The following is a 26,723-nucleotide window of genomic DNA, read 5'->3' on the forward strand; positions in this document are numbered from 1 at the left end:
ATATTAATAAGGAGATACCCTCGAAATGAAGAAAAATGTTCTCATTATCGGTGCTGGAGGTGTTGCACAAGTTGTTGCACATAAGTGCGCCCAGAACAATGATATTCTCGGTGAGATCCATATTGCTTCACGAACACTCAAAAAATGTGAAGCAATTATCGCATCCATTAAAGACAAAAAAGCTATGAAAGTAGAAGGCATTCTTAAGAGCTATACACTCGATGCAATGAATGTGGAAGAAACTGTAAAGCTTATCCAAAAGATCAAATGCAAAATTGTTATCAATGTTGGCTCCGCTTTTCTTAATATGTCTGTTCTTTCAGCTTGTATTGAAACCAAATGCGCTTATATCGATACCGCAATTCACGAAGACCCATTAAAAATTTGTGAAACACCTCCTTGGTATGGCAATTATGAATGGCCCCGACGTCAAGAATGTGAAGAAGCTGGTATAACTGCCATTTTAGGAGCAGGTTTTGACCCAGGCGTTGTGAATGCTTATGCAGCGTTAGCGCGCGATAATTATTTTGATACGATCACCGATATTGATATTATTGATATTAATGCCGGAAATCATGGCCGCTGGTTTGCCACAAATTTTGATCCAGAAATTAACTTTCGAGAATTTACAGGCCAAGTATGGTCATGGCAAAATAAAAAATGGGTTTCCAATAAAATGTTTGAAGTCAGCCATGAATGGGATCTTCCCGTTGTTGGAAAACAAAAAGCTTATATGACAGGACATGATGAAATTCATTCATTATCTAAAAATCTCAATGTAGAAAATGTCCGTTTCTGGATGGGATTTGGTGAACGTTATATCACTGTTTTTACGGTTCTAAAAAATCTTGGACTCTTATCCGAACAACCTATTAAAACGGCAGAAGGTCAAGAAGTCGTACCCCTAAAAGTTGTGAAAGCTGTCTTGCCCGATCCGGCTTCTTTAGCACCCGACTATACAGGAAAAACTTGTATTGGAGATCTTATTAAAGGCGAAAAAGATGGAAACCCGAGAGAAATTTTTATCTATAATATAGCCGATCACAAACAAGCTTTTAACGAAACTGGTTCACAAGGTATTTCCTATACAGCTGGTGTACCAGCCGCCGCTGCTGCCATTCTCATTGCCACCGGCGAATGGAATATTAAAACCATGGTTAATATAGAAGAATTACCAGCGCGTCCTTTTCTTAAACATCTTGATCATATGGGGCTTTCCACTTGGATAAGAGAAAATCAAGAAGAGAAAAAATTACAATTTTAAATTTATTTTTATGTAACAATGAGAGATACAAAAAAACCACTCTTTCTTAAGAGTGGTTTTTTAATAAGCAATCCATCAAGTGCAAAAATAAAATGCATTCCCACTCTTCTTCAAGAAGTATTAGGGGACCCTTTAAAAAAGCTTTCCTAGATATGAAGTGGTTTAGCAAATGTCGCCAAAGCTGCTTCCCGCACGGCTTCTGATAAAGTAGGATGCGCATGACAACAACGCCCCAGATCTTCTGATGAACCACCAAATTCCATTAAAACTGCAATTTCATGAATCATTTCACCAGCGCCAAATCCGAGAATATGCCCGCCCAAAACCCGATCTGTCTTTTTATCGGCAAGTATTTTAACAAACCCATCACTCCTTTGCATTGCACGTGCACGACCGTTAGCCATGAAAGGAAACTTTCCAACATTATAATCAATTCCGGCAGCTTTCAGTTCTTCTTCTGTTTTTCCTACACTGGCAATTTCCGGCTGTGTATAAACAACGCTAGGAATGACATCAAAATTAACATGTCCTTTTTGACCAGCCAAAATTTCTGCTACAGCCACGCCTTCTTCTTCTGCTTTATGCGCTAACATTGGTCCTTTAACGACATCACCAATCGCATAAATTCCTGGAATACTGGTTTGCCACTGCGCATCAATGGCAATAAAGCCGCGCTCATCTAACTGGATACCCGCTTCAACCAAACCGAGACCTTCCGTGTACGGAGAACGTCCAGTAGCAATGAGCACAACATCAGCCTCTAAAGTTTCAGATGCACCGCCTTTAACAGCCTCAAAAGTCACCTGAGCCATTGAACCAGATTGCGTAATAGCTGTTACTTTTGCACCAGTCTTATATTCAATCCCCTGTTTTTCCATTATTTTTTGGAACTGCCGTGAAACTTCACCATCCATCGCTCCTAAAACTTTATTAAGATATTCAATAATGGTAACTTTAGCACCCAAGCGGCTCCAAACCGAACCAAGCTCTGAACCAATAACACCAGCCCCAACGACAATCATGCGCGTTGGTACTTTTTCAAGAGCAAGTGCTCCAGTAGAAGATACAATAACCTTTTCATCAATTTCAACATTCACACCAGGAATGCTTGAACTCTCTGAACCTGTAGCAATAATAATATTTTTTGTTGCAATCGTCTGTTGGCGACCATCCCTAGCGACAACTTCAATTTGACCTGCGCCTAAAATTTTTGCTGTGCCAAAAAAAGTGTCAACTTTATTTTTTTTCATCAAAAAAGAAACACCACTGGTATTGGCTGTTACAACAGCTTTTTTATGCGCCATCATCTGCTCAAGATTAAGCTTAGATTTTGCAATAGAAATACCAAGCGTTTCAAAACCATGTTGCGTTTCAGCAAAGACTTCCGAAGCATGTAATAATGCCTTTGAAGGAATGCAGCCAACATTAAGACATGTACCACCTAGTGTTGTACGCTTTTCAATAATCGCTGTTTTAAGCCCCAATTGCGCTGCTTTGATTGCTGCTACATATCCTCCTGGACCAGCCCCGATCACCACCACATCATAAGACATCCGTTTTTCCTTTCATCCTGAAAACTGTACTTTTACAAATCAAGAACAAGGCGTTCCGGATCTTCCAAACTTTCCTTCACACGTACAAGGAAAGTCACAGCTTCTTGCCCATCTACGATACGATGATCATAAGAAAGTGCCAGATACATCATGGGACGAATGACAATTTGTCCCCCAACGACCACTGCGCGTTCTTTAATTGCGTGCATTCCCAAGATACCAGACTGTGGTGCATTTAAAATCGGCGTTGACATTAATGACCCATAAACCCCCCCATTGGTAATGGTAAAAGTTCCCCCCTGCATATCAGAAACTGCTAATTTCCCATCACGAGCAAGACGACCTAAACGGCCAATTTCTTTTTCAATCTCTGCCAGTGACATCTGATCCGCATCACGAACCACCGGAACGACAAGTCCTTTATCCGTTCCAACAGCAATTCCGGCATTGACATAGTTTTTGTAAACAATATCTGTTCCATCAATTTCTGCATTAACAGCAGGAAGTTCTTTTAAGGCATGGCAAACAGCTTTGGTAAAAAATCCCATAAAACCAAGTTTAACACCATGTTTTTTTTCAAAAATATCCTTATAACGCTTGCGCAAATCCATTACCGCGGACATATCAACCTCATTAAATGTGGTTAACATTGCCGCTGTATTCTGTGCATCTTTAAGGCGGCGAGCAATCGTTTGACGCAATTTTGTCATACGAACCCGCTCCTCACGCGTATCTTGAACAGGAGCTACTGAAGAGCTAGGTACAGAGCTAACTGTAGGAGCAACAGGAGGTGGCGTTTTTATTCCTTGTGCTAAGACACCAAGAACATCTTCTTTGAGAATTTGTCCACGTTTTCCAGAACCTGAAAGATCACTTTTTGCGATATTATTTTCAGCCATCAATTTTGCGGCTGAAGGAGCAGGAGGCATTGTACTGCTTGAAGAAGGCTGCTTTAGTTCAGATGACATTTCCGGCACAGGTGTAGCAGAAGGTGAAAATGATTGGGAAACACCAGCAGCTCCAGCTTCAACCAAACCTAACAGAGCTTTCACTTCAACCGTATCGCCTTCCTTTGCAATAACTTCAGATAATCTTCCCGAAACAGGCGAAGGAACCTCAACGGTCACCTTATCGGTTTCTAATTCAACCAAGGGTTCATCTACAGCCACAGCTTCACCAAGCTTTTTAAACCATTTACCAACTGTTGCTTCGGTAACTGATTCGCCCAAAGTAGGAACACGGATTTCAGTAGTCATAATATTTTTCCATACATCAGAGTAATTAAATTAAGCACCTAACGCGTCTTCAAGAAACGCGGAAAGTTGTTCAAGGTGTTTCACCATCAACCCAGTGGCCGGTGATGCACTCGCAGGACGCCCAGCATAGCGTGCACGTGAATATTGGGCACTAATGTGAGTCAAAACCCATTCCAAATAAGGTTCAATAAACGACCAAGCCCCCATGTTTTTTGGTTCTTCCTGGCACCAAATAACCTCTGCCTGTAAGAAGCGAGATAAAACATCTACCAAAGCTTTTGCAGGAAAAGGATAAAGCTGCTCAACACGCAATAAATAAACATCATCAATTCCCCTCTTTTCACGCTCTTCATAAAGATCGTAATAAACCTTACCTGTACAAAGAATAATGCGGCGAATTTTGTTATCTTTTTGCAATTTAATCAGAGAATTTTTGAGATATTCCGCATCATCAAGCAATAAACGATGAAACCGCGTCTCTGGTCCCATTTCATTCAGGAAAGAAACGGCCCGCTTATGACGTAAAAGGGATTTTGGTGTCATCAAAATTAATGGTTTACGAAAATCACGTTTAATTTGCCGACGCAAAATATGAAAATAATTTGCAGGTGTTGTACAATTAGCAACCTGCATATTATCTTCCGCACAAAGTTGAAGGAAACGTTCTATACGTGCCGAAGAATGCTCAGGTCCTTGCCCCTCAAAACCGTGAGGTAACAAGCATACAAGACCAGACATACGAAGCCACTTACGCTCAGCTGAGGAAATAAATTGGTCAAAAATGACCTGTGCACCATTGGAGAAATCACCAAATTGCGCTTCCCAAAGCGTTAAGCCACGTGGTTCAGCAAGCGAATATCCATATTCAAAACCAAGCACGGCTTCTTCAGAAAGCATAGAATTGACAACTTCATAGAGCGCCTGCCCCTTCTGCAAATGATTCAAAGGGATATAACGAGATTCATTCTCTTGATCATAAAGAACCGAATGACGTTGTGAAAAAGTTCCGCGTTCAACATCTTCACCAGAAAGGCGAATTGGTGACCCTTCTAAACAGAGCGAACCAAAAGCTAAAGCTTCAGCTGTTGCCCAATCAATTCCTTCACCGGTTTCAAACATTTTAGCCCGGTTATTCAAAAAACGCTGAATAGTTTTATGAACATGAAAATCTGATGGAATTGCAACAAGTTTTTGGCCGATTTCCTTTAAAGTTTTTAGTTCAACACCTGTGGTTCCAGAACGTTGTTCATCGGCATTGCTGGCAACTTTAAGACCTGTCCAGCTTCCATCAAGCCAGTCAGCTTTATTAGGTTTATAAGAAGTACTTGCTTCAAACTCAGCCTCCAGCTTATCACGCCACAATTTTTTTTGCTGCTCAATCTCTTCTAAAGAAATCACCCCTTCTGCAACCAACTGGTCACCATAAAGCTGAAGAGTCGTTTTGTGATTACGGATAGCCTTATACATAAGCGGCTGTGTAAAAGAAGGCTCATCGCCTTCATTATGTCCATAACGGCGATAACAGAACATATCAATTACCACTGGCTTATGGAAAATCTGGCGAAATTCTGTTGCTACTTTTGCAACAAAAACAACAGCTTCAGGATTATCACCATTCACATGAAAAATTGGCGCATCGATCATTTTTGCCACATCAGACGGATAAGGCGAAGAGCGCGAAAAGCGCGGATCAGTTGTAAATCCAATCTGATTATTGATAATGACATGAAGTGAGCCTGCAACACGGTAACCTTTTAGACCTGAAAGACCAAAAGTTTCTTGAATAACACCTTGTCCTGCAAAAGCAGCATCACCGTGAATAAGCAGGGGTAAAACTTTTGAACGTTCACTTAATGAAATAACATCAGTGCGCGTAGGCCCTATAAGTTGATCCTGTTTAGCACGTGTCTTTCCAATAACAACTGGATCAACAATCTCAAGGTGGGAGGGATTAGCTAAGAGCGATAAATGGAGTTTTTTACCATCAAACTCAAGATCAGCTGAAGTTCCCAAATGATATTTTACATCACCGGATCCCTCTACATCATCAGGCTTATAAGACCCCCCTTTGAACTCATGAAAAATAGCCCGATGCGGCTTAGCGAGAACTTGTGAAAGAACATTTAAGCGACCACGATGAGCCATTCCTAAAACAACTTCCTGTATTCCCAAAACACTACCACATCTCATAATCTGTTCAAGAGCAGGAATCAGTGCTTCACCACCATCAATGCCAAAACGCTTTGTTCCTTTATATTTTGTATCTAAAAATTGTTCAAAGCCCTCCGCTTCAATAAGCTTATGAAGGATAGCTCTCTTGCCTTCCTTTGTGAAAGAAATTCGATTATCTGGTCCTTCAATACGCTCTTGAAGCCATGCTTTTTGAGCAGGATCAGAAATATGCATATACTCTACACCGATTGTTGAACAATAGGTACGATTGAGAATTTCAAGCATCTGAGGAATAGTTGCGTATTCCAACCCTAAAACATTATCAATAAAGATGGGACGCTCATAATCAGCAGGGGTAAAACCGTAAGCTTCCGGAGAGAGTTCTTTGTAATCTTCCAGCTTTTCTGCCAATTGAAGAGGATCAAGCCGCGCACGAAGGTGCCCCCGTGCTCGAAAAGCACGAATCATCATAAGCGCATGAACAGAATCACGTGTTGCCTGAATAATATCTTGTTCGCTAGAAACTTTCCCCTCTTGTGCAGCTTGGGTGGTTATTTTTTCCTTTATCTTATCACCAAGATGTTTTTCAAGAACAGGCCAATCTCCATCGAGAGCAGAAACCAATTCCCCATTTGCCTTTAATGGCCAGTGTTCACGTTGCCACGTTGCACCTTTAGCATTTTTAAGGACATCTTCTTTGTTATCTTGAAGGGTTTCAAAAAAAGCACGCCACTGTGAATCTACACTGGCGGGATCTTTTTCATATTCGGCATAAAGCTGATCTATATAATCCGCATTTCCACCATACAGAAACGAGGTTTGTGCAAAAAGACTATTTATCTCGTCTTGCCTTGCCATATACTTCTCCGGAACATTTATTCCGTCTCCTTATATATTCTCTCGACTTTTAAGAACTTAGAAAGCAAATAAAAGCCGGAAAATTGCAAAAAAGTTTTTATTTTTATAGTAAATGTTTTACCTGAACCTGAATAAGGATAGCCCCTTATCCAGATAAAGTTTTCTTTTACCCCTTCAAAAGGGCCATCAAGGTTTTACCTATCTGTGATGGTGAAGGAGAAACACGAATCCCTGCCGATTCCATTGCAGCGATTTTATCTTCTGCCCCACCTTTACCACCAGAAATAACGGCACCGGCATGACCCATTGTACGTCCCGGAGGAGCTGTACGACCAGCAATAAAACCAGCCATCGGCTTTTTGCGTCCTCTTTTTGCTTCATCTTTAAGAAATTGTGCTGCTTCTTCCTCAGCGGAGCCACCAATTTCACCGATCATGACTATAGACTCGGTTTCATCATCAGCCAAAAACATTTCCAACACATCAACAAATTCCGTACCCTTAACCGGATCACCACCAATACCAATAGCGGTTGTCTGCCCCAAGCCTTCTTGGCTCGTTTGAAACACAGCTTCATAAGTTAAGGTTCCTGACCGCGAAACAACGCCAACAGAACCTTTTCTAAAAATAGAACCGGGCATAATACCGATCTTACATTCATGGGGAGTAAGAATACCAGGACAATTAGGACCAATTAAGCGGGATTTTGACCGCTCTAATTTATCCTTAACCCTAACCATATCCATAACCGGTATACCTTCTGTAATACAAACAATTAAACCGATTTCCGCTTCAATGGCCTCTATAATAGCATCTGCGGCTCCTGCAGGAGGCACATAAATAACAGAAGCATCTGCGCCTGTTTTTTCTTTTGCCTCAGCAACACTGGCAAAAATAGGAAGAGATTCACCTTTTGACCCCTTCCATACTTCACCCCCTTTTTTGGGATGAATACCACCAACCATTTTCGTACCATGATAAGCCAATGCCTGTTCTGTATGAAAAGTTCCTGTTTTCCCTGTAAGTCCTTGGACCAGAACTTTTGTATCTTGATGAATAAGAATTGACATGGCTTAAGCTCCTTTCACTGCTGCAATGATTTTCTGAGCAGCATCATCTAAATCATCAGCAGAAATAACATTCAAACCACTCTCACTGATAATTGCTTTACCTTGCTCAACATTCGTACCTTCAAGACGAACAACCAAGGGAACTTTTAAACCAACTTCCCTAACAGCAGCGACAACACCTTCAGCAATGATATCGCAACGCATAATGCCACCAAAAATATTAACCAAAATGCCTTTAACATTCGGATCAGCAGTAATAATTTTAAAAGCAGCTGTTACTTTCTCTTTTGAAGCACCACCACCAACATCAAGAAAATTTGCAGGCTCAGCCCCGTAGAGTTTGATAATATCCATTGTTGCCATAGCGAGACCTGCGCCATTGACCATACAACCAATTGTACCCTCAAGAGCAACATAAGCAAGATCATGCTTTGATGCTTCGATTTCTTTTGGATCTTCTTCTGAAAGATCACGTAATTCTAAAATATCTGGATGACGGAACAAGGCATTATTGTCAAAAGAAACCTTTGCATCAAGAACCCGCAAACGACCATCCTTCATCACAATAAGTGGATTGATTTCAAGAAGGCTCATATCTTTTTCACAAAACGCTTTATACAGAATTGGGAAAAGTTTTTCACCATCTTCCCGTGCACTATCATGCAATTTCAACGCATCACAAAGTCTTGCACAATCGGCAGATGTAACCCCTTGCGCAGGGTCAATGGGAAGGGTTAATATTTTCTCTGGTGTCTCTTCAGCAACCGTTTCAATATCCATTCCCCCTTCCGTTGAAACAACAAAAGCCACCCGACCAACACTACGGTCAACCAAAAGTGAAAGATAAAGCTCTCGCTCTATATCAGCACCATCTTCAATGTAAAGACGATTGACCTGCTTACCCTCTGGACCAGTTTGTTTGGTTACCAAAGTCTTACCAAGCATTTCTGTTACATGCGCAACAACTTCTTCAACGGATTTTGCAAGCCGAACACCACCTTTTGAATCAGGACCAAGTTCTTTAAATTTACCCTTCCCACGACCACCAGCGTGAATCTGGCTTTTAACCACATAGAGCGGTCCAGGCAATTTTTTTGCCCATTTTTCAGCCTGCTCTACAGAATAAACAGCAACACCATTTGCGATTGGCGCTCCATATTCATGAAGCAGACGTTTGGCCTGATATTCATGGATATTCATGCATTTGTCCTTTTCTTTTACGGATCACTTTATTAATCTTCAAGTCTTCTTAATATTTTAAATATTCTGTTTTAATGAATAGAATCTTGCTTAATTATTTGAGACTAGGTGCAATAGTGATACAAGCTTCACAAAGTTTTTGCACTGCATTCACTGATTTCTCAAAAGCCGCTCTTTCCTCTTTATCAAGATCGATTTCAATGACGCGCTCAACGCCACCAGCACCAAGCACGACGGGAACACCAACATAGGTATCCTTAACTCCATATTCACCTGAAAGATAGGCTGCGACAGGAAGAACACGCTTAGTATCCTTCAAATAGGCTTCAGCCATAGAAACAGCAGAAGCTGCTGGTGCATAAAAAGCAGATCCTGTTTTTAACAAACTAATAATTTCTGCACCACCATCACGGGTACGCTGAATAATTTGATCTACCTTTTCCTGCGTCGTCCAGCCCATTTTTACAAGATCAGGCAAAGAAATACCACCAACCGTTGAATAACGCACCAAAGGTACCATTGAATCACCGTGCCCTCCTAAAACGAACGCTGTCACATCTTTAACCGAGACCTTAAATTCCTCAGATAAGAAATGACGAAAACGTGCCGAATCAAGAACACCCGCCATACCAACCACTTTTTTTGTTGGAAGGCCTGAAAATTTCTGCAATGCCCATACCATTGCATCAAGAGGGTTTGTAATACAAATAACGAATGCTGAAGATGCGTATTTTTTAATTCCAGTACCAACCTGCTCCATCACTTTTAAATTAATGCCCAAAAGGTCATCACGGCTCATACCAGGTTTTCGCGCAACGCCTGCTGTTACAATAACAACATCGGCACCTTCAATTGCCTCATAAGCATTAGCACCTTTTAGATTGATATCAAAACCTTCAACAGGTGAAGATTCGGCGATATCTAGAGCCTTACCTTGTGGCATACCTTCTGCAATATCAAATAAGACAACATCACCAAGTTCTTTAAGCCCAATGATATGTGCTAAAGTACCCCCAATCATACCCGAACCAATGAGAGCTATTTTCTTTCGTGCCATTTTATTTCTTCCTAACTTTAGATAACTCGGCGCGCACTTAATAAGCACCGATATACTGAATATTTTCTTTGACCTCAGCCCTATTTTCAACCTTATTATCAAAAGGAGAAAGATATGAAATTCATCAAACTTATCTCCTTATAGAAGCAAAAATCCTCCAAAGAAACGGCTATTAGAAAACTACCACGTTGTATCGATAAAGTGAATTTTAAAAAAATACAACAGAATTATTACACTTCTTTTAAATTCAAAGAGTTGCCGTTTTTACAGTTTACGTAAAGGTAAAGCGATGATCATTTTTCCCTTTAAAAAGAAAACGTTCTGCCCAAAATTTCAAATAATCTTGGCTTTGCATTTCAAAAAGACGCGATTGTGTTCTCTGAAACTCAAATGTTTCTGTAGTCTGTGCACGCCCCTTATATAAATCCTCAAACCCTGCTGCCGCTGACATAAATAATCTTATGTGGCGTTCATAAAGAATATCAATAAGTAAAATAAATCGTTTTGTCTCATTGCGACACATATCATCCATCACAGGCACATTATCAACAAAAATTGTATGGTAACGCTCCCCCAAGACTAAATATTCAGCCGCAGCCAAAGGCTTTGCACACAAATCTTGATAATCAAAGCGTGCGCACCCCACTCCAGAGCGCGGAACATGAACAAGGCGTCCTTTTATAGAAAGTTCATCCGATGTTTCCTTGTGTCCTTGCAGCACCAGCGCCCACGCCTGATCCATATATTCGTTTGCTTCCGGTCCCAATGGCGTTATATACACCTGTTGTAGATTTGATTTTTCAAGACGATAATCTGTTTTTGCATCAAGATTAATAACGCGAACATATGCTTTCAAAACTTGGATAAATGGCAAAAAGAGCTCTCGGTTTAAACCGTTATAATAAAGATTATCGGGGGCAACATTTGAAGTCGCAACAAAGAAAACCCCTTGATCAAACAAAGCAGAGATAAGGCGTCCCAACACCATGGCATCTGCAATATCTGTTACGCTAAATTCATCAAAACAAAGCACCTGCGCTTCTCGTGCAAGATCTTCAGCAACAGCTAAAATAGGGTTATTTTGTCTAGTTTTTGCATCTTTTAATGCTTGACGATAAATATTAATACGTTCATGCACATCAGCCATGAAATCATTAAAATGAGCACGTTTCTTGCGCTCTTGTGGCAAACAAGAAAAGAACAAATCCATCAGCATGGTTTTGCCTCTTCCTACGTTGCCATAAATATACAACCCCTGAAAAGAATTATCATCTTGTCTTGAAAGACGAGAAAGAGTTTGCTTTTTTTTCTTAAAGAGATGCCAAAATGTCCACGGACGAGAAACATTTTGTTTCACAATATCCTGTAATAAATGATCAAAATGCTCTGTTAAAGCCAATTGAGCTGGATCAAAACTGACTTCTCCTTTGGACACCAGCTCTTTATAGCGCGTTGACACCAAAATCATCCAAACAACCTTTTTTCAATCCGTTTTGAATAAAAAGTACAAGCTTTCTTCACGAACCTGTGCACATATCCTTTATTTTTTCATAAACGGCTAAAAACGATCTAACGGCTTAAAACAACTGGATGATCATCAAGTGTACGTCCTTCAAAACGATCAACATTGGAAGAATAAAGAGCGATAATAACACGTCCTACCTTATTATAGAAATACAATCTTTTTCCTTTAACGGCCCACGAATTTACCTGAGAAACGATTCCTGGACAGTGTAAAGGACCAGCACGAAACCCTTGACCAAATTTTGTTTGTGGGGTTGCAATTCGGCAAACTTTACCACCAACAGAAAGACTCCACACCCCAGCAATACTTGCAGGAGACAAATCAATAGCATTGCCTGGTAATTCGAGACTAGCCATCCGTCCATCACTCTGGGAATCCCCTTTCTCATATATTGAATCATCTGCTGCTTCAGGTGCTGACGAATAAGAGGACGAAGAATTAGATATCACTTCAAATGTTGGTATTTGTTGAAGTGGATAAAAAACTTCTAATTCGTTGTTACTATCATTACTGTCAAATCGTGATGTAAAACATCCTCCTAAAAGTGTTACAGTTGATAATGCAACGAAAAACGAAATTTTTGAAAATGACATATCAATACTCTCTCCCACGACAATAAATAAGCTCACTCAAAGAAATGGATGAACATCTGTTATATAGCATTTTATAAAGATAAATTAACAAATAAAAAAAACAGTGAAATTTATCTATTTTGGATGATAAATAATTTTTCACTCAATTTTATATTCATTAAATACTGGAAATTTATAAGATTTTCAGTCATATATCTTTTGTGTGCAATCACTAAAAATAGAGAAGTTTTATGAAAACACCATTCAGTAAAATGAACGGTCTTGGAAATCAAATCATTGTTGCTGATATGCGTGACAGCACATGTGCACTCACAACACAGGCAATTCTTGCCTTAGCAGCAGATTCCCGAACACATTTTGATCAAATTATGGCTATCCATCCACCTAGCAAAAAAGAAGCTGACTTTCGCATAGAAATATGGAATGCCGACGGTTCAAAGGCTAAAGCCTGCGGTAACGGAACCCGTTGCGTAATTGCTTGGCTCACAGACCACAATCTTGGTGAAACTTTTCGATTGGAAACACCTGCTGGAATTATTGAAGGTAAACGCCAAGCTGACGAACTCATCTCTGTTGACATGGGATGCCCAAATTTCAATGCAAAAGAGATGCCTGTTTCACGTGAAATAGTGGACACCAATCATGTAGAACTTACTGCTGGTCCTTTAAAAGATGCTTGCCTTGTATCCATTGGCAATCTTCACGCTATTTTTTTTGTTGAAAGTGATATTCAACATATTCCATTAGAAAAGTATGGACCAAAACTTGAACATGACCCCCTTTTCCCAGAACGATGCAATATTTCCATTGCTTATGTCACGTCACAGAAAAGCCTAAATTTACGCACATGGGAACGCGGTGCTGGATTAACGCAAGCATGCGGCAGTGCTGCTTGTGCGAGTGCGGTAGCAGCTCATCGACGTGGACTCACACAACGTCATATTGATGTAAATTTACCAGGAGGAAAACTGAATATTTTTTATCGAGAAGACGATCATATTATAATGACAGGTCCAGTTAAGTATGAGTTTAGTGGTTTTTTAAACCCTTTAACAGGGAACTATAAAAAGGATCGCTTTTGATGGCTATAGAAATTGTAACTTTTGGTTGTCGACTCAATAGTTACGAAACAGAAATCATACGCAAAGAAAGTGCTTCTTCGGGACTAGATCAGCTTAAAGATGGTGCTATTATTTTTAATACCTGCGCTGTCACTGCCGAAGCTGTGCGACAAGCAAAACAAGCTATCCGCAAAGCAAGACGTGAAAACCCTCATGCGCGCATTATTGTTACAGGATGTGCCGCACAAACAGAATCACAAAATTTTGCCTCTATGACAGAGGTAGATCTTGTTTTGGGCAATGAAGATAAACTCCATGCCCATTCTTATCGTCAACTTCCTGATTTTGGCATCAACCATTCCGAAAAGTTGCGTATCAATGACATCATGGAGGTGCAAAAAATTGCTCCGCATATGGTTAGTGCGATGGAAGAGCGCACGCGCGCCTTTGTACAGATACAAAACGGCTGCGATCATCGCTGCACATTTTGCATTATTCCTTATGGACGCGGACCTTCACGCTCAATCCCCATGGGTGCTGTCATTGAACAAATTAAACAGCTCATAGGGAACGGTATTCAAGAAGTCGTTCTAACAGGTGTTGATCTTACAAGCTATGGCCATGATCTCCCTGGAAAAGCAACTTTAGGAAAATTAACTTCGGCCATTTTGCTTCACATTCCTGACCTGCCTCGATTGCGTCTTTCATCGATTGATTCCATCGAAGCAGACGAAGAACTCATTCATCTTTTAGCCCATGAGAAAAGAATCATGCCGCACTTGCATTTATCTTTGCAAGCAGGTGATAATATGATTCTAAAGCGAATGAAACGGCGTCACTTACGTGAACATGCAATTCAATTTTGCCAAGACTTACGTGCCAAACGTCCTACAATGGTTTATGGTGCCGATTTAATTGCTGGTTTTCCTACTGAAACAGAGGAGATGTTCCAAAATAGTCTCGCTCTCATTAATGACTGTAATTTAACACATCTCCATGTCTTTCCTTTTAGTCCAAGAGAAGGGACGCCTGCCGCACGTATGCCACAAATCAATCGTAGCGTGGTCAAGATGCGTGCGGAAAGGTTACGTAAAGCGGGAGAAGAAGCTTATCAAAAACATCTTGCTCACTTACAAAACAGTCACCAAACAATTCTTGTTGAAAAAGATGAAATCGGACGAACGGAAGATTATACTCTTGCAAAAATTAAAGGTGCCAAAGCTGGAACAATTGTTCAAGCTCTTATTGTTGATCACGATGGCGATAAATTGATTGCTACTCTCCAAAAATTGAACGCAGCCTGAGCAGGAAATCCTTATGACAAAATCTTTTATCAAAAAAATATTCTCTTTTAACAAATCTAAAGAGCCGGAAATAGAACAAGTTTCCACTCCTTATGAAGCCGATATAGCAGAAGAAAGTGAATATAAAAACGAGAAATCCTCTATAAGCATAGAAAAAAAAGAACAAACAGAAAGTCAAAACACGACATCTGAAAAAAGCGATGAGAAAACTCCCTCTTTTGAATCCCTTTCTAGAAAAATCATTGTTGCAGATACAATCAGTGAAAAGAAAATTGAAGAGTTTTCATCTGTATCCTCTGTTGAACAGAAAAAAACAGCGTGGTTTGGGCGTCTAAAAAAAGGATTAGCCCTTTCTTCACAACGCTTAAGCGGATCGATTGGTGATCTCTTTGTTAAAGGAAAGCTTGATGGAGATACGTTACAAGAGCTAGAAGATATCCTTATTCAAGCTGATCTTGGTGTGGAAACAGCTACACGCATTACTGACACTTTAGCTTCCAGTCGTTACGAAAAAAATCTCTCTACAGATGACATTCACACCATCGTGGCTGACGAAATTAAAAAAGTTTTGGAACCGGTTGCGATTCCATTAGAGCTTGATCTCAATCATAAGCCTCACGTTATTTTACTGGTTGGTGTAAATGGTACTGGAAAAACTACAACTATTGGAAAACTTGCGGCTAAGCTAACCGCAGGAGGACTAAAAGTTATGCTAGCTGCTGGTGATACGTTTCGTGCTGCGGCTATTGAACAATTACATATCTGGGGTGAACGCACAGGAGCGCCTGTTATTTCAACAAAACTAGGTGCAGATGCCGCTAGTTTAGCATTTGATGCTTATGACAAAACCAAAAAAGCAAACAGTGATGTATTGATTATCGATACAGCTGGACGCTTACAAAATAAAACTGAACTGATGGATGAATTGGCGAAAATCATTCGTGTTTTAAGGAAACATGACCCCCAAGCACCGCATACAATTCTTCAAACGCTTGATGCAACCACTGGACAAAATGCGCTCAACCAAGTGGATATTTTCCGCGATATTGCCGGCGTGAATGGTTTAGTTATGACAAAGCTCGATGGTACCGCACGAGGAGGAATTCTTGTTGCCATCGCAGCAAAATATAAATTACCCGTTCATTTTATCGGTATAGGAGAGAATATTGAGGATCTTCAACCTTTTTCTGCTTCTGATTTTGCCACAACCATAACAGGAAAACACGCATGAAAAAATCTTCTTTTGAACCTAATTCCCACAACAATCCCAATTTGAAAAATATGAATGAAAATCAAAAATCGAATTTTTCACCAACCGTTAAATTTCTCTTGGAAATGGGGCCATTGGTTGTCTTTTTTCTAGCCAATTATAAAGGCCAATGGCTGATAAATAATATTGGATTTTTTAAAAGCTTTAATAAACCCATTTTTCCTGCAACAGCTATTTTCATGGTGGCTATCATTGTTGCTCTAAGCTTATCATGGATCCTTGCACGAAAAATTCCTATAATGCCTCTTATTTCAGGGATATTTGTTATCATCTTTGGATTTTTAACGCTTTTTCTTCACAACGATACTTTTATAAAAATGAAGCCTACAATTATTAATATTTTATTTGCTCTTATTCTCTTTGGTGGTATGTTTTTTAAAAAACCACTCTTACGTTATGCTTTGGATTCTACTTTAAAACTTGACGATTTAGGATGGCAGAAACTTACCTATCGCTGGGCATTTTTTTTCGTTTTTCTTGCCCTTTTAAATGAAGTTGTTTGGCGCAATTTTAGCGATAATTTTTGGACCAGCTTTAAAGTATTTGGCGTCATGCCCATAACGGTTCTATTTATGCTTACCCAAATGCCCCTTATTCTTAAACACTCACAAGGACTTTTTACAGAAGGAGACAAATCTGATTCTTAAACATAACATATCCATAACTATAAATTATTTTGCAGATTTATCGCTGCACACTGTTCGTGGGGAAAGCTATGTTAATTGAACAGTTTATCTGTCGAAAAGATAATTTTGGTGTACTCATTCATGATGAAAAAAGCGGCTACACAGCCGCTATTGATGCGCCTGAAAGTAAAGCGATTCATGACGCCTTAAAACGCCGTAACTGGACACTTCAGACTATTTTTGTAACGCATCATCATCACGACCATGTAGAAGCGCTATCAGAGTTAAAACAAGTTTATAAGGCTGTCGTTATTGGACCAGAAGCAGAAAAAGAAAAGATTAATCATCTTGATCAAACGCTTCGACCTGATGAAAGTTTTTCCTTTGGCACACACACGATCTTAGCACTTTCAACACCTGGTCATACTTTAGGCGCATTATCTTACTATCTTCCTGAAGAGAATTTGCTCTTTGCTGGAGATACGCTTTTTTCACTTGGCTGTGGACGTCTTTTCGAAGGAACACCAGCACAAATGCTGAATTCTTTAAAAAAGCTTCGTCAACTTCCCGATGAAACGCTCCTTTATTGTGGTCATGAATATACCAAAACCAACGCTCTTTTCGCATTAACACTTGATCCACATAATCAAAAACTTCATAAAAGAGTGGAGGATGTTTTTTTACTGTGTGCAAAAGACGCCATGACTTTACCTGTAACATTAGGGCAAGAAAAAGCTCTTAATCCTTTTCTCCGCTGGGATGATAGTATGTTACGAAAAGAACTTGCGATGGAAAAAGAAACAGATGAAGAAGTCTTTGCTGAAATCAGGAGAAGAAAGGATAATTTTTAACCATGTTGAAGACTGCGTTGCTTTTATTTCCCCTTTTTCTTTTTGTAACATATCCTAAAGTAGCAATGACATCAGATATAGACAATTATCCCGTAACAGAAGACTTACTTTTAAAAATGGAAAAAATCGGAAAAGAATTTGATGAAAACTCAATAAAAGTTTCAGGAGAATTCAGCATAGCAGTAACACATGATACGAGTTCTGAAATATATGCCTCTTATCTTTCTAATCAACCAAAAATAATGGCTATTTTAAAAAACAACAATATCACACCTAAAGATTTTGCTACTGGTTGCAGGGCGCTTGAAGGCTTATTAATGACGCTTTCCCAAATCATTGAGGGTTCAGAAGAAAACGAAATTGCTCTCGGTAAAAAAGATATAATCTCAAAGAACATAGAATTTGGTAAAAAACATATGTATAGAATAATTAGCATTTCAGGAAAAATTTGTGGATAGGCTCTGTGCTATTTAAACAATTAATTAATTTCGCAAAGGAAAAAATCTTTACTGAAATCAAGGGAAAGAGGGATGATTTTAAACTATGTTGAAGCTTATATTGCGTTTATTTCTCCTTTTTCTTTTTGTAACATATCCTCAAATCGCAATGGCAGAAGAACAAGTAACAATAGCAGAAGAAGAGGAGGAAGAAATAGCTGAAAAAGAAAAGTTTAGTTTCTTACATATCGCAAATTATTCTTTAACAGAAGATTTCCTTTTAAAAATGGAAAAAGTTCAAAAAGAACTTGATGAAAACGCACTAAAAGTTTCAACAAGATACCTCGCTGCATATTACGGTATGATGCAGAGCTATACCACTTATCTTTCTAATCAACCAAAAGTAATGGCTATTTTAAAAAACAACAATATCACGCCTAAAGATTTTGTTGCGGGTTGCAAGGTGCTTGAACACTTATTAATGATGCTTTTCCAAGTCACTGAGGGTTCAGAAGAAGACAAACTCTCTCCCAGTGAAAGAGATATAGTTTTAAAGAATGTAGAATTTGGTAAAAAACATATGTATAGAATAACTAGCATTTCAAGAAAAGTTTGTGAATAGGATCTGTGCTATTAAACACTTAATTAATTTTACAAACGAAGAAATCTTAGTTGAAATCAGGGGAAGAAAAAATAATTTTAAACCATGTTGAAGTTTGTCTTGCGTTTGTTTCTCTTTTTTCTTTTTATAGCATATGCTCAAATAACAATGGCAAAAGGAACTGATAATCAATTTATTCTCTCACCTATCGGCAATCCAAATACCGTTGCAAATTATCCTTTAACAGAGGATTTTCTCTCAAAAATAGAACAACTAAAAAAAGAGATTGAAGATTTACCTCCAGAACCAGAAGCATCCAATACCGGAAATGACAATAGCATTGAAGAACTCATTGCCTCTATTTCGAATCAACAAAAAATAATGGATCTTTTAAGAAAGAATAATCTCACACCTAAAGATTATGTTATTGGTCTCATGGCACTTCAAGCAACTTTAGCTGCAATAATAGCCCTTGAAGATAAAGAAATTCTCTTTAGTGGAAAAAACACTATCTCTTTAGATAATTTAAAGTTCGGTCAAAAATATATTGATAGAATTCGTGCTATTTTAGACAATTGATTAGTTTTGCAAACGTCGGCAGATATCATCCAATTGCTCTAATGAGGAGTAGCGTATTTTTAAATCACCACCTTTTTTACCATGTCGAATAGTCACTTTCATTCCGATCACATCTGCAAGTAATTTTTCTAAAGATTTTGTTTCCGTATCTTTCTCAACAGCAGTTCGTTTTTTGACTTTGGGATCGGCTTGTTCATACGCAAGTATTTCCGTTTGGCGCACAGAAAGCCCTTCGCGAATAATTTTTTCGGCTAAATCCTGTGGATTCTCGACGGTTATAAGGCAGCGTGCATGGCCAGCTGAAAGTTTCCCATCGGTTAAGAATTGTTGTACTTTTGGTGGAAGTTTTAACAAACGAAGTGTATTTGCAACATGGCTCCGGCTTTTTCCAATGACTTGTGCCAAATCTGCTTGCGTATATCCATGCTCATTCAGTAAAATTTCATATCCCATTGCTTCTTCGATAGGATTAAGATCTGCACGTTGAACATTTTCAATAATTGCCAATTCCAAGGCCGTTTTATCATCTACATCGCGAATAATGACCGGCAATTGACTTAAATTGGCTCGTTGCGCAGCACGCCACCGCCGTTCACCAGCGATTAATTCAAACCGATGTGGATGATCACGTGAAGGTCTTACAATAACAGGTTGAACAACACCATGCTGGCGAATTGATTGTGCTAAATTATCAAGTTCTGAATCAGTGAAATGACGCCGTGGATTGTGTGGATTGCACGAAATAGATTCAAGAGGCACAAATTGCTCAGACCGTGTAGGAATTGTATTGGACTCTGTAAATTTGTCAGCACTTGATGAATACGCAAGACTATTATTTAAATTGATATCCCCAATCAACGCGGCCAGTCCACGACCTAGTCTTTTTTTTGATTGATCATCATTCATAGTTTTTCTCTTTGAGTTTTCTTACAAAATTTTTTACATTTCCAATTTAAGCAGCAGCACGCGCTTGTTTTTCTCGTTGAATAACTTCTGATGCCAGACGTAAATATGCTTGGCTCCCAGCACATTTAAGATCATAAAGCAATACTGGCTTACCAAAAGAGGGGGCTTCAGATACCCGCACATTTCGTGGAATAACAGTACGATAAACTTTATCTCCCATAAAAGAACGCACATCTTCAACAACTTGATTTGAAAGATTATTACGTCCATCGTACATTGTTAGAACAATACCTTGAATTTCTAAAGATGGATTAAGAACAGATCGCACTTGTTTTACTGTTTCAAGCAATTGACTTAAACCTTCAAGTGCTAGAAATTCACACTGCATAGGAACTAAAACAGAATCTGCTGCACCCATAGCATTAAGTGTTAAAAGATTAAGTGAGGGAGGACAATCAATAAGAATATAACTAAATTTCTTGATCATCTTCGGATCATCACAGAGTGCTTTACGCAACCGCTTAATGCGATCTTGTGACGAAGCAATTTCCATTTCCACGCCTAAAAGATCAAGCGTAGAGGGAACAATATGGAGATTAGGCACAGCTGTTTTCAAAGCTGCTTTTGTCACTGAAATTCCTGAAATCAAAACATCATAAGAAGATAAAGGACGGCTATTACGATCAATACCCAATCCTGTACTTGCATTACCTTGTGGATCAACGTCCATAATGAGAACATTTTCACCAATAGCCGCTAAAGCTGTTGCCAGATTAATTGCTGTAGTTGTTTTTCCGACTCCACCTTTTTGGTTTGCAATAGCGATAATTCGTGTTTCGCTCATTTTGCTTTACCCTCTACATGATCGAACATGCGAAATTTCTAAAATAACAGAATTTTCATCAATTTTACTTTTATGTTTTAGCAGATCAAAGCGCCAATTGGCAGAGGCATTTTTTATTTCTGTAGAGTAATCCCGACCTTTTTGCAAAAGAGCTATTGTTTTTTGTGTTAACAATGGAAAAATAAGCTGTAAGAGAGCATCTAGCGGAGCTAATCCTCGCGCTGTTATAACGTCGGGCATCCTTATTTTTTCATAAACATCTTCAATTCTACAGTGATGAACTGTTGCTGGAAGACTAAGTTGAGCAATGACTGTTCGTAAAAAAGCTATTTTTTTTCCATTACTTTCAACGAGATCAATATGCCCCACTTTTTTTTCTTTCATTAAAATAGCAATAACAATTGCGGGAAATCCTCCTCCTGAACCAAGATCACACCAGTTTAAAAAGTGACTATGTAAAGGATAAATTTGAGCTGAGTCCAAGATATGACGCGTCCACAGAACTGGTATTGTTGCAGGAGATATTAAATTAATATGCGTATTCCATTGAATGACCAAGCTTTCAAATTGTGCTAAATTTTCCATCGTTTCACGTGAAACAGAAGGAATAATTTTTAACAGTGCTTTATATTTTTTTTCTATAGAAATATCCATTAAGCTAATTTAGCCTTTTCACGTCTTTGACGTTGAATATACGTAATAATAAGTGATAATGCAGCAGGTGTCATACCATCAATTTTTTGTGCATCAGCAATTGAACGCGGCGAAACTTCTTGAATTTTTGTTTTTAACTCATTTGAAAGACCCGAAATTGACTGAATATCAAGAGAAGAGGGAATTTCTAAACGTTCATCTCTTTGAAGAGCAATAATATCCTGTGCTTGTTTTTCTAAATAAACTGCGTACTGTGCTTCAATTTCCAAAGATTCGACGGTTTTAGAATCAATTGATTGTAGTTGTGGCCAAAAATGTGAAAGACGTTGTATAGTCATATGAGGATAGGCAAGAAGATCATAAGCCGATCGTCTAATCCCATCGTGGTTTATTTGTAATCCATGTGCAGAGGCTTCATTAGGTGTTAGAAAAAGTTTTTTGCACAGTGATCGTGCTTGATCGAGACGTTGCTGTTTTTTCTGATAACAATCCCAACGTGTTTGACTCACAATTCCCCATTGTTGTGCTAAAGGTGTTAAACGCGCATCAGCATTATCAGATCGTAAAGACAAACGAAATTCAGCACGTGATGTAAACATTCTATAAGGTTCACAAACTCCTCGCGAGACTAAATCATCTATCATAACACCAATATAAGCTGTAGAACGACTTATAAGTACTTCATCTAATTTACCAACCTTATGTGCGGCATTTAACCCAGCCAAAAGCCCTTGTGCTGCAGCTTCCTCATATCCTGTTGTACCATTAATTTGGCCTGCCAAAAATAACCCTGGTAAAGCCCGCAACTCTAAAGTTTTTGTCAGTTGTCGTGGATTAACAAAATCATATTCAATAGCATAACCAGGTTGTAAAACCTCAACATTTTCCAATCCTTCAATAGTTTTCAATAAAGAAATCTGTACATCTTCAGGAAGAGAAGTAGAAAGACCATTTGGATAAACAGTATCATCATTTAACCCCTCTGGTTCCAGAAAAACCTGATGTCCATCACGTTCCCCAAATTTGATAATTTTATCTTCAACTGAAGGGCAATAACGTGGTCCTAATCCTTCAATAGTTCCAGAATATAAAGCAGATCTATGAATATTATCACGAATAATTTGATGTGTTTGTGCATTTGTACGTGTTATTGCACATTCAATTTGAGATTGTTCAATTTTCTCAGTTAAAAAAGAAAAGGGAACAGGATCTTCATCTGCCTGTTGTTTTGGAAGACATTCCCAACGAATTGTTTTTTTACTAAGACGTGCAGGCGTTCCTGTTTTTAATCGACCAAGTTTTATTCCATGATTTTTTATGCGTTCAGCAAGTTGCACACTTGACTGATCGCCCATACGTCCAGCAGCCCATGTTTTATTACCAATATGAATAAGACCATTTAAAAATGTACCTGTTGTCAAAACAACAGCACCAGAACTAATTATTCCTTGATTTTTTAAAACAATACCTGAAACACAATGATCTTTAACAATAAGATCAATAGCCTCATCTTCAATTAAAACGAGATTATTTTGTTCTTGTAAAAGTTTTTGAACTGCTTCTTTATACAATTGCCGGTCAGCTTGAGTACGTGGTCCTCTTACTGCTGGTCCTTTACGTCGATTAAGAAGACGGAATTGAATTCCAGCAGCATCCGCTGCTCGTCCCATAATACCATCCAAAGCATCTATTTCACGAACTAAATGTCCTTTTCCAAGCCCACCAATAGCAGGATTACAAGACATTGTTCCTATTGCTGATATTTTGTGCGTAACGAGTGCTGTCCGCGCTCCAGAGCGCGCTGAAGCTGAAGCAGCTTCACAGCCGGCATGACCACCCCCAACAACAATAACATCATATAACTGCATCTATATTCATTCCATAGAGAATCTACTCTCAAGTTTCACGTGAAACAAGATGTAAAATACATAATCTTTTAAATCTGTCTATGAAATAATCAATGTTTCACGTGAATCATTATTTACCAATACAAAACTCTGAAAAAATAATATCAAGCAAATCTTCAACATCTATATCTCCCGTAATTCTCCCAAGAAAATCACTTGCACGACGAAGATGTTCTGCACGTAAGCTTAAATCAAGAGAATGGTAATTCACAGCAGCTTCAATTTCTTTAACAGCATCTTTTAATAACTGAAGTTGCCTTTTACGTGCTGGAACAAGATTACCAATTTCAGAAGCACGATGTGAACAAAATGACTCAAGTTTTTTGATAAAATAATCAAAATTTAAACCGGTTAATGCAGAAAACTGCATAAACCAATGCGTTTCATTCTTTTCATAAAGATCAAGCTTATTACCAACATGCCATATTTCAGCCGATGTTTCTGGTAAATCAACTTTTTTAGGATTTTTCATATCATAAACTAAAATAACCAAATCAGCATCCATAACATGCTGCTTTGCAACTTCTATTCCTAACTGTTCAATTTTATTTTCTGTTTTCCTAAAACCAGCAGTATCTGTTAAAAAAACTGGTAAACCACCAAGAACAAGTCTCATTTCTAAAGCATCACGGGTTGTACCAGCTTCTTCTGTCACAATAGAAACAGATCTTCCAGCCAAACGATTCATGATGCTTGATTTCCCAGAATTTGGAGCTCCCGCAATGACAATTTTTAATCCGTCACGTAAAATACTCGCACGTTCTCCCTCGGAAATATGTTCCCGAAGAGAAGTACACAGATCTTCCACATCTTTCCAAACTTTATCAGATATTGAATTGGGGATATCAGCTTCATCAGCAAAATCAAGTTCTGCTTCAATAAAAGCACGTACTTTCATAAGTTTATTGCGCCAATCGCGATAAAGTGTTGTTAAACACCCACTTGTGCCCATAACGGCTAAACGACGCTGACTTTCCGTTTCTGCTTCTATTAAATCAGCAAGACCTTCTGCCTGAACAAGATCTAATTTTCCCTCCATGAAGGCACGACGCGAAAATTCACCTGCCTCTGCAATACGACAACCATCAAATGTAGACAATTCATCGAGAAAACGATTAACAACTGCTTTTCCTCCATGCAAATGAAATTCTGCACAATCTTCTCCCGTAAAACTATGAGGAGCAGGAAAAAAAACAGTTAAAGCAGAATCTAAAAAGCTCCCATCACGAGCCGTAAGCTTCCCATAATGCATGAATCGCGCTTTGGGTAAACAACCACAAAGCGTCTTAACAATATTCACAACATGAGGACCAGAAAGCCGAATGACTGCAACCCCTGAAGGCAACAATCCACTCGAAACAGCAAAGATTGTATCCACAGGATGTATCCTAATTGAAAAACTAATGATCTTATGTATTCATTGAATCAAAAAATTCACTATTGTTTTTCGTTTGTTTTAATTTATCAATTAAAAATTCAATTGCATCTGTTACATTCATGGGTGCTAAAATACGACGAAGTACAAAAATTTTGTGTAAGTCTTGCCGTGCTACTAAGAGCTCTTCCTTACGCGTTCCCGACTTCAAAATATCCATAGCAGGGAAAATACGCTTATCAGCAACTTTACGATCAAGAACAATTTCCGAATTACCTGTACCCTTAAATTCTTCAAAAATAACCTCATCCATACGACTACCAGTATCAATCAAAGCCGTTGCAATAATGGTTAAAGAGCCACCTTCTTCAATGTTACGTGCTGCACCAAAAAAACGCTTTGGACGCTGCAAAGCATTTGCATCTACACCACCTGTCAAGACTTTACCTGATGAAGGAACAACAGTATTATAAGCACGCCCAAGACGTGTAATGGAATCGAGGAGAATAACGACATCACGCCCATATTCAACAAGGCGCTTTGCTTTTTCAATAACCATTTCAGCTACTTGCACATGACGTATAGCTGGCTCATCAAAAGTAGAAGAGACTACCTCTCCTTTTACAGAACGTTGCATATCAGTAACTTCTTCTGGTCGTTCATCAATTAAGAGAACGATAAGGTAACATTCAGGATGATTAGTCGTGATAGAATGAGCAATATTTTGAAGTAAAACCGTTTTCCCTGTACGAGGAGGAGCTACAATTAATCCTCGCTGTCCCTTTCCCAATGGAGATATTAAATCAATCACCCGTGATGACATATCCTTCTCTGTAGGATCCTGTATTTCCATTTGAAAACGTTCATTTGAGTAAAGGGGAGTGAGATTATCGAAGTGAATTTTATAGCGAATTTTTTCAGGATCTTCAAAATTGATTGTATTAATCTTAAGAAGGGCAAAATAACGTTCTCCTTCTTTTGGACTACGGATAGGACCTTCAACAGTATCACCTGTTTTTAAAGAAAAAGACTGAATCTGTGCAGGAGAAAGGTAAATATCATCAGGTCCAGGAAGATAATTAGCATCTGCAGATCTTAAAAATCCAAAGCCATCTTGTAAAACTTCAACAACTCCTTCTCCTATAATTTCTACGTCTTGCGAAGCAAGTTTTTTCAAGATAGCAAACATTAATTCTTGCTTACGCATAAGAGAAGCATTTTCAACTTCTAATGTTTCAGCAAAAGAGACAAGTTCAACTGGATTTTTACTTTTAAGTTCTTGTAATTTCATTTCTTGCATGAAATATGCTCTTTATCATTAGGTAAGGAATCTTTTTCAAAATTAATTTATGGAAAATCTGAAGAATAGGACACTCTTAGTAAGGTGAATATATTCTACACTTAACTTTTTAAAACTGCAAGTATCCTTCATAAGATTTATCTTCCTATATAATTTAGCAATCATACTTCAAAATCGCTTATAAAAAACGTTTCATAGAAAATATTTAATAATAAAAGAACTTACACAATATATCATATTCAATAGCTTTAAAGAAAACACCTTTATATCGTTAATAAATTAATCTTCAAAAGAATTTTTATTTTTAAATTTTTTTATATTAATAATTTAAGAGAGAAAGAGGATTCTTCTTATTTAAGCCTGTGTTTAATGTGGATTATTATTTATACCTTATTCATCCTCAACTTTATCCACAAAGGCAAATTAAAAAAAATAAAGCATAACACTATTTTAAGAATATT

General features: G+C 38.4%; 23 protein-coding genes. 9 read left to right on the forward strand and 14 right to left on the reverse strand.

Annotated elements, in window-relative coordinates:
- The first annotated feature begins 25 nt into the window (after window positions 1–25).
- On the forward strand, window positions 26–1,264 hold the full coding sequence (locus ABD915_RS01215) for a saccharopine dehydrogenase family protein (RefSeq protein WP_345114014.1): 1,239 nt from the start codon (window positions 26–28) through the stop codon (window positions 1,262–1,264).
- A 146-nt stretch (window positions 1,265–1,410) separates the two neighbouring features.
- On the opposite strand, the gene lpdA is transcribed toward ABD915_RS01215, so the two are convergent.
- The 8 genes from lpdA to ABD915_RS01255 all read right to left on the reverse strand — a co-directional run bounded on the left by lpdA (window position 1,411) and on the right by ABD915_RS01255 (window position 12,547).
- A complete protein-coding gene (gene lpdA, locus ABD915_RS01220) occupies window positions 1,411–2,817 on the reverse strand; it encodes a dihydrolipoyl dehydrogenase (RefSeq protein ID WP_345114017.1) in 1,407 nt (468 codons plus the stop codon).
- 32 nt (window positions 2,818–2,849) lie between these two features.
- Window positions 2,850–4,073: a 2-oxoglutarate dehydrogenase complex dihydrolipoyllysine-residue succinyltransferase gene (gene odhB, locus ABD915_RS01225; protein ID WP_345114019.1), complete on the reverse strand. Its 1,224-nt coding sequence runs from the start codon at window positions 4,071–4,073 to the stop codon at window positions 2,850–2,852.
- A 30-nt stretch (window positions 4,074–4,103) separates the two neighbouring features.
- Window positions 4,104–7,103 (reverse strand): 2-oxoglutarate dehydrogenase E1 component, encoded by a 3,000-nt coding sequence (locus tag ABD915_RS01230; RefSeq protein WP_345114022.1) that lies wholly within the window; start codon window positions 7,101–7,103, stop codon window positions 4,104–4,106.
- 166 nt (window positions 7,104–7,269) lie between these two features.
- Window positions 7,270–8,172 carry a succinate--CoA ligase subunit alpha gene (gene sucD, locus ABD915_RS01235; RefSeq protein WP_345114025.1) on the reverse strand — a complete coding sequence of 301 codons (903 nt, stop codon included), beginning with the start codon at window positions 8,170–8,172 and terminating at the stop codon, window positions 7,270–7,272.
- 3 nt (window positions 8,173–8,175) lie between these two features.
- Window positions 8,176–9,372 (reverse strand): ADP-forming succinate--CoA ligase subunit beta, encoded by a 1,197-nt coding sequence (sucC, locus tag ABD915_RS01240; protein ID WP_345114028.1) that lies wholly within the window; start codon window positions 9,370–9,372, stop codon window positions 8,176–8,178.
- A gap of 94 nt (window positions 9,373–9,466) precedes the next feature.
- Window positions 9,467–10,429: a malate dehydrogenase gene (gene mdh / locus ABD915_RS01245; protein WP_345114031.1), complete on the reverse strand. Its 963-nt coding sequence runs from the start codon at window positions 10,427–10,429 to the stop codon at window positions 9,467–9,469.
- Between the two features lie 271 nt (window positions 10,430–10,700).
- A complete protein-coding gene (zapE, locus tag ABD915_RS01250) occupies window positions 10,701–11,897 on the reverse strand; it encodes a cell division protein ZapE (RefSeq protein ID WP_345114034.1) in 1,197 nt (398 codons plus the stop codon).
- 101 nt (window positions 11,898–11,998) lie between these two features.
- The gene (locus ABD915_RS01255) at window positions 11,999–12,547 is read right to left on the reverse strand and encodes an AprI/Inh family metalloprotease inhibitor (protein WP_345114037.1); all 549 of its coding nucleotides are present in this window, start codon (window positions 12,545–12,547) and stop codon (window positions 11,999–12,001) included.
- A 230-nt stretch (window positions 12,548–12,777) separates the two neighbouring features.
- Here ABD915_RS01255 and dapF point away from each other — a divergent pair, with 230 nt between their 5' ends.
- The 8 genes from dapF (at window position 12,778) to ABD915_RS01295 (ending at window position 19,276) form a co-directional block, all read left to right on the forward strand.
- On the forward strand, window positions 12,778–13,629 hold the full coding sequence (gene dapF, locus ABD915_RS01260; RefSeq protein ID WP_345114040.1) for a diaminopimelate epimerase: 852 nt from the start codon (window positions 12,778–12,780) through the stop codon (window positions 13,627–13,629).
- Complete coding sequence (mtaB, locus tag ABD915_RS01265; protein WP_345114044.1) at window positions 13,629–14,912, forward strand: tRNA (N(6)-L-threonylcarbamoyladenosine(37)-C(2))-methylthiotransferase MtaB; 1,284 nt, start codon at window positions 13,629–13,631, stop codon at window positions 14,910–14,912. The genes dapF and mtaB overlap by 1 nt, the downstream gene beginning before the upstream one ends.
- A 13-nt stretch (window positions 14,913–14,925) precedes the next feature.
- A complete protein-coding gene (gene ftsY / locus ABD915_RS01270; RefSeq protein WP_345114047.1) occupies window positions 14,926–16,143 on the forward strand; it encodes a signal recognition particle-docking protein FtsY in 1,218 nt (405 codons plus the stop codon).
- Window positions 16,140–16,829 (forward strand): septation protein A, encoded by a 690-nt coding sequence (locus tag ABD915_RS01275; protein ID WP_345114050.1) that lies wholly within the window; start codon window positions 16,140–16,142, stop codon window positions 16,827–16,829. Before ftsY ends, ABD915_RS01275 begins: the two co-directional genes overlap by 4 nt.
- 68 nt (window positions 16,830–16,897) lie before the next feature.
- Window positions 16,898–17,659 carry a hydroxyacylglutathione hydrolase gene (gene gloB, locus ABD915_RS01280; RefSeq protein WP_345114054.1) on the forward strand — a complete coding sequence of 254 codons (762 nt, stop codon included), beginning with the start codon at window positions 16,898–16,900 and terminating at the stop codon, window positions 17,657–17,659.
- 2 nt (window positions 17,660–17,661) lie between these two features.
- Entirely contained in the window at window positions 17,662–18,117 is a 456-nt protein-coding gene (locus ABD915_RS01285) for a hypothetical protein (protein ID WP_345114057.1), read from the forward strand.
- 148 nt (window positions 18,118–18,265) lie between these two features.
- Complete coding sequence (locus ABD915_RS01290) at window positions 18,266–18,718, forward strand: hypothetical protein (RefSeq protein WP_345114060.1); 453 nt, start codon at window positions 18,266–18,268, stop codon at window positions 18,716–18,718.
- An 84-nt stretch (window positions 18,719–18,802) separates the two neighbouring features.
- Complete coding sequence (locus ABD915_RS01295) at window positions 18,803–19,276, forward strand: hypothetical protein (protein ID WP_345114064.1); 474 nt, start codon at window positions 18,803–18,805, stop codon at window positions 19,274–19,276.
- Here ABD915_RS01295 and ABD915_RS01300 read toward each other — a convergent pair whose 3' ends face one another.
- The 6 genes from ABD915_RS01300 to rho form a co-directional block, all read right to left on the reverse strand.
- Window positions 19,277–20,182 carry a ParB/RepB/Spo0J family partition protein gene (locus ABD915_RS01300; protein WP_345114068.1) on the reverse strand — a complete coding sequence of 302 codons (906 nt, stop codon included), beginning with the start codon at window positions 20,180–20,182 and terminating at the stop codon, window positions 19,277–19,279.
- Between the two features lie 46 nt (window positions 20,183–20,228).
- Window positions 20,229–21,026, reverse strand: a complete 798-nt coding sequence (locus ABD915_RS01305) for a ParA family protein (RefSeq protein WP_345114071.1) — start codon at window positions 21,024–21,026, stop codon at window positions 20,229–20,231.
- 6 nt (window positions 21,027–21,032) lie between these two features.
- The gene (rsmG, locus tag ABD915_RS01310; protein WP_345114073.1) at window positions 21,033–21,680 is read right to left on the reverse strand and encodes a 16S rRNA (guanine(527)-N(7))-methyltransferase RsmG; all 648 of its coding nucleotides are present in this window, start codon (window positions 21,678–21,680) and stop codon (window positions 21,033–21,035) included.
- Entirely contained in the window at window positions 21,680–23,548 is a 1,869-nt protein-coding gene (gene mnmG, locus ABD915_RS01315; protein ID WP_345114076.1) for a tRNA uridine-5-carboxymethylaminomethyl(34) synthesis enzyme MnmG, read from the reverse strand. Before mnmG ends, rsmG begins: the two co-directional genes overlap by 1 nt.
- Window positions 23,549–23,657: 109 nt before the next feature.
- Window positions 23,658–24,965 (reverse strand): tRNA uridine-5-carboxymethylaminomethyl(34) synthesis GTPase MnmE, encoded by a 1,308-nt coding sequence (gene mnmE, locus ABD915_RS01320; protein WP_345114079.1) that lies wholly within the window; start codon window positions 24,963–24,965, stop codon window positions 23,658–23,660.
- 31 nt (window positions 24,966–24,996) lie between these two features.
- Window positions 24,997–26,262, reverse strand: coding sequence for a transcription termination factor Rho (rho, locus tag ABD915_RS01325; RefSeq protein ID WP_006923656.1), 1,266 nt, complete (start codon window positions 26,260–26,262; stop codon window positions 24,997–24,999).
- Between the last annotated feature and the right edge of the window lie 461 nt (window positions 26,263–26,723).

The organism is Bartonella jaculi, from assembly GCF_039543045.1.
Taxonomy (GTDB): Bacteria; Pseudomonadota; Alphaproteobacteria; order Rhizobiales; family Rhizobiaceae; genus Bartonella; species Bartonella jaculi.